Consider the following 5,076-nt stretch of genomic DNA (forward strand, 5'->3'; position numbering starts at 1 on the left):
TCTTCCACCTTGCTGTACATTGCCCGTAGGCTGCTTAGAAGCTATCCAAAAATTTGTCTTGGGGGGTTGTGGAGCCTACTTTAGACCACAAGCCGTCTAAAGGATTACTGAAGTGAGTTACCAGTAATTTCTCCACTCTCACCCAACCATTAAATAATTTTTCGGATAACTTCTGAGTAGTTTCTACAATATGCTAGTCTATTAGGCCTTTTTTGCCCCACTGTGTCAACCGTGGGGCTACACAAACCCAGCCGAACTAGAGTTCATGTAGGGTGGGCAGTGCACCAGACAGATAATCAAGCTTGCAAAGGGCGTTGGTAGGCACTGCCCACCCTAGGATTAATCACTGGATTTACGATCCGTATCAACCTAGGTTGATGTAGGGTGGGCAGTGCACCAGACAGATAATCAAGCTTGCAAACCGCGTTGGTAGGCACTGCCCACGCTACGATTAATAACTGGATTTACGATCCGTATCAACCTAGCTGAACTAGTAATCACCCTCAACCACCAAGGTTCCCCACTTGGAGAACTTGGGCTGAGGGCTCCCACCCTGACCATTTATCCTGTAATCAGTTTGAGAAGGTGACCATGATGGTGAAATTTTGGTCTTTGTCCCTTGCTTTAGAAGCTGCCTCAATCCTGCTAATTGTTCCCAAGGCGTTTAGCCTGCCACTGACGCTTGCCTCTGGCTTCTCCCCTGTACCGAGCACAGAGATTGAGCTACCAGTGTGCTACATGCAAACCGATAATGGCACCCTTGTAGATCTTAGTAGTCTATGTGGCATCTCAGACTCCAAAGTAGTCATTAGCGAAGTGAGTTTCCAAAATGACCGTCTTATCGGTCGTGTAGTCAACAAAACCGACAAAACTGTCTACTCGACCCGAGTAAACTATGAAATTCTCGATGATGACGGCAGTGTAATTGGCACCAGTTCCATGTACACCAATCCCCCTAACCTCAGTGCTGGAGAAAGTGCTACTTTCGAGACGGAAATGTGGGGTGGTCGGGAATTAAAAACCACATCCGTTGACTGGGATCGTAAACCGACTCCATGATTTCGATATCAATTCACGCTTTTGAGGCATAAATTGCTGAGCAACTGAACCTAAGTATTTGGTCTTTAGGTGAATGCTTACCACTGAATCCCACATAATAATGTCATCAATAAATTTAAAATTGACAGTTTTCAATTAATAACTAATAATTCACTATAACGGTTCTCATATTAATCAGGTACACAGGATTTTTTTATTGTTTCCTACTCCCTACTCCCTGTGCCCTGTGCCCTGTGCCCTGTTTCCTGTGCCCTGTGCCCTGTTCCATAAAAACCCAGAACTATGTACTTAAAAAATCGCAAACCGCTATAACAATTAACGTACCTGACTACGAAGTGATTAACAGTCGGAGATATTAGATTCAGATTTGAGTGAACAATCAACCCACCCCTTGAGCTTAAGCAGAAGGGGTGGGTTTTCATTCACTCTAATGACAAGAGTAAGGGAGTAGCCAAAAAATCAAATACCAGTTTTTAGCTTGTAGGGTGGGCAAAAACAGTTTGTTTCTTTTGATTATTCTAAATTATATTACTTTGCCCACCCTACTTTAATTGGTATTTTTTTTACACGCAAGTCCCTAAAGCTAGCTGCTGACTATCCTAAACGTAGAAGGAGAAGTTGAGATCCTCAACCGTATCGATAACGACAATATTACTAAGTGAGTTATTCTCGATTATCCACATGCCATTCTGTCCAGTAACGGAATTACGGAAGAAGAAATCATTAATACCATCTCGGTTAGCGTCATAGGCCCCACGGAATTCCCAAGGACCGTCTGCTGGTCGGGAATCGATCAGCACTGCCTCCTGGAAAACAGTACCATCGAGCTTCCAGTAGGCAAACTCTTGGGTATTCATATTTTCCCAGATAGCATCTGCGTCACCATCGTCATCCATGTCTCCAGCCGCAACTAACTGCCAGGGATCATTAGGTGATATGGTCAACCTGTCACCATTGGTATTCGTAATAAACGTAGCATTCTGAAACCCGTTTTCATCTATTTCCCAAACAGCAATTTCTCCGCTGGATGTGTTGTACCAGAAAATTTCTTCTGCACTATCACCGTTAACATCTCCCGTGCCACGGATTTCCCAGTTGAGGTCTGATCCCGGTTGACCTGCTGGTGCCTGAGTAATTATTGCTTCCTGGAACTCGGAGCGTTCCATCTTCCAAACCGCAACACCGCCGGTTAGGGTATCACGCCACAGAGGATTCCTGATACCATCGCCTAAATCCACAACACCACGAGCTTCAAATCCAGTGTTGTCTGGTACCGACACCTCCTGACCACTTTGATCGGTAATAAACGCTGTCGTCTCGACGCTAGTCCCCTGGCCATTTAGAGTCCACAAACCAACTTTTGCACTGACAGGATTATGCCAGAACAGATCCACACTGGGGATTCGGGTAATTTCAATGGCATCAAGTCGCCCTCGCTCGAAATTCAAATCAGAATTATTGCTATCTGCCAGTACCGAGATTTCTATTTCATCCCCTGGAGCAAGGTCTATGTTTTGAAAAAGGGGTTTATTTGGATTAGCCTCAGCACTTAGGGTGCCACTTGAATTGCCACCCCTCAGAGGGACATAATTCCTTGGCTCAGCTGTTGGCCGAGGTCTATTAGCAGGTAAGTTTAGATTATAAACATAGGTACCAACTACCTCTCCATTGACACTAAATGTCAGGGGAGATTCCCCATCCTCTTCGTCAAAGTAGGCAATACGAATATCGTACTTACCAGCTGGTCCATCCTGTGCTGTCCATTGAAAGGTAAGCACACCGGGAACTGGAACCGGGTTATCAAAGTCTGTGATCTCGACGGCTCGACCCCCTGAAGCAACGAGATTAATATTGTTGAAACCGGTTATGCCGTAGTTTACTCGCGTTACGCGAGTACCTTCTGCTTCAATCAGAACCATAAGATAGTTTTTTCCCAAAAGTTATCTGTGTTTACATTGGTTGGCTTTTCTTTTCCGTCCTGATGCACCAAAAAATTTCTAATTACTCCATCCCAATTCAGTCCCAACTCACTAATTGACGGGATGTGTAACTTACAAAAGCGATGCAGCTTCGGAACAGGGGAGGCAGTGCGGTCTTGGGGGTTCCCACGGGGCAAACAGCGGTGCGGACGCAGGTTCCGCACACAGCCCCTCCCCACTCGCGGTCTGCCGTGGTTTCCCCCACTCGCGCTTTGCATCAATACACTGGCATTACTCAAGGTCCCTTGCCTGAAATGGGATAAGAGTCTGTGAACTTTGTCTGTGAACTTTTGGGGAAAATTTAATTATGCTTATCGATGTATCTAGGGTACAATACCTTTCTAGATACCTATTTCTAGATATATCGATAAGGGTAAAACACCCCCTTTAATAGTTCAAAGATGCCCTGCTGAAATTTATCCAGTGAAACTGGATAAATTTTTTGAAGCCTTTTATATTATTTTACTGGCTAACGATACCCTGATAAAATTCCACCCCTAACAGATGATCTACTCAAAAAAATATTTTTGTTCCAGGCTTCAGATTTTTTTGGCGTTTTGACTGAAAAAAAACCTACCACTAGTATAAATGCCATAAAAATCCGTAAATGTCACTATCAAATTAGGTATATTCATTAAATTTTCATAAAAATTTATAAAATTTTTACTGAGTTGGCACTGAGCAAAAACTAATTATTATATAACATCAAGTCAGCTAATAATTATGAATGATAAATTTTCCCCTGCCTCAGGGCAGTTAGTGGGTAAGCTATCAGCTATCAGCTAATGCCCTACAGAGGGTGCTACTTGAGGTGCTTTTGAATAAAAGAGGTAAGCATTCGTTTAATCTTTTTTGGATCACAGCGTCGAAGCCTGTGCCACAAAGGACTTCAAGTAGCGTGGCCATAGGCCAAGGACTTTTCTGTTGACTTTCAATTCTCATTAATCTATCAATATTAAATTATCCCGTTTGCCCATTGCACATTGCGCATCGGCGCACGCTACGAAAACGGCGCACGCTACGGGAACGGCGCACGCTACGCTGGGTTTATTTTAAGCATGATAGCTGACAGCATTAGCCTGAATGCTGACAGTTTTATATCCTGGTGGTCGTACCTATTAATTAGTGAAAATCATAGTGGCGCTAAAGATAAGCCAAATAAATAATATACCAGTTTAATTCATCCCCGTCAAAATTTTTGGGTCAGCAATAAATTTTTGGGTCAGCCAAATGCCAATAAGATCTGGTTTGTGACGATTAGATGCGTTTGCCCTAAAACTCGGAGATATTAGATTCAGATTTAAGTGAACAATCAACCCACCCCTTGAGCGTAAGCAGAAGGGGTGGGTTTTTCTCAACTTTAATTACAACAGAAAAGCTAGCTGCTGACTATCCTAGACGTAGAAGGAGAAGTTGAGATCCTCAACCCTATCGATCTCGACAATCTGACCCAGTGAGTTATTGTGGATCATCCACATGCCATTCTGTCCAGTAACGGAATTACGGAAGAAGAAATCATCAGTACCATCGTTGTTAGCGTCATAGGAACCACGGAATTCCCAAGCACCGTTTGCTGGTCGGGAATCGATCAGCACTGCGTTTTGGAAAACAGTACCATCAAGCTTCCAGTAGGCAAACTCTTGGGTATTCATATTTTCCCAGATAGCATCTGCGTTACCATCGCCATCCATGTCTCCAGCCGCAACTAACTGCCAGGGATCATTAGGTGATATGGTCAACCTGTCACCATTGGTATCCGTAATAAACGTAGCATTCTGAAACCCGGTTTGATCTATCTCCCAAACAGCAATTTCTCCAGTAGATGTGTTGTACCAGAAGATTTCTTCTGCACCACCACCGTTAACATCTCCGGTGCCACGGATTTCCCAGTTGAGGTCTGATCCTGGTTGACCTGCTGGTGCCTGAGTAGTTATTGCCTCCTGGAACTCGGAGCCTTCCATCTTCCAAATCGCAACACCCCCGGTTTCGGTATTACGCCACAGAGGACTCCTGTTACCATCGCCTAAATCCACAACAA

3 protein-coding genes and 1 pseudogene are annotated in these 5,076 nt (G+C 44.1%); 1 reads left to right on the plus strand and 3 read right to left on the minus strand.

All coding sequences use genetic code 11. The annotated features are described in order from the left end of the window. Window positions 1-591: 591 nt before the first annotated feature. On the plus strand, window positions 592-1,059 hold the full coding sequence (locus F6K20_RS23675) for an FxLYD domain-containing protein (protein ID WP_008183073.1): 468 nt from the start codon (window positions 592-594) through the stop codon (window positions 1,057-1,059). Between the two features lie 599 nt (window positions 1,060-1,658). On the opposite strand, the gene F6K20_RS23680 is transcribed toward F6K20_RS23675, so the two are convergent. The 3 genes and pseudogenes from F6K20_RS23680 to F6K20_RS23690 all read right to left on the minus strand — a co-directional run. Continuing rightward, window positions 1,659-2,978, minus strand: coding sequence for a hypothetical protein (locus tag F6K20_RS23680; RefSeq protein WP_008183071.1), 1,320 nt, complete (start codon window positions 2,976-2,978; stop codon window positions 1,659-1,661). Then, window positions 2,969-3,277 (minus strand): hypothetical protein, encoded by a 309-nt coding sequence (locus tag F6K20_RS23685; RefSeq protein WP_131826938.1) that lies wholly within the window; start codon window positions 3,275-3,277, stop codon window positions 2,969-2,971. The genes F6K20_RS23680 and F6K20_RS23685 overlap by 10 nt, the downstream gene beginning before the upstream one ends. 1,155 nt (window positions 3,278-4,432) lie before the next feature. Then, window positions 4,433-5,076, minus strand: a pseudogene (locus F6K20_RS23690) (hypothetical protein); the annotation flags it as partial.

The organism is Moorena sp. SIO2C4, assembly GCF_010672485.1.
GTDB classification, from domain to species: Bacteria; Cyanobacteriota; Cyanobacteriia; order Cyanobacteriales; family Coleofasciculaceae; genus Moorena; species Moorena producens.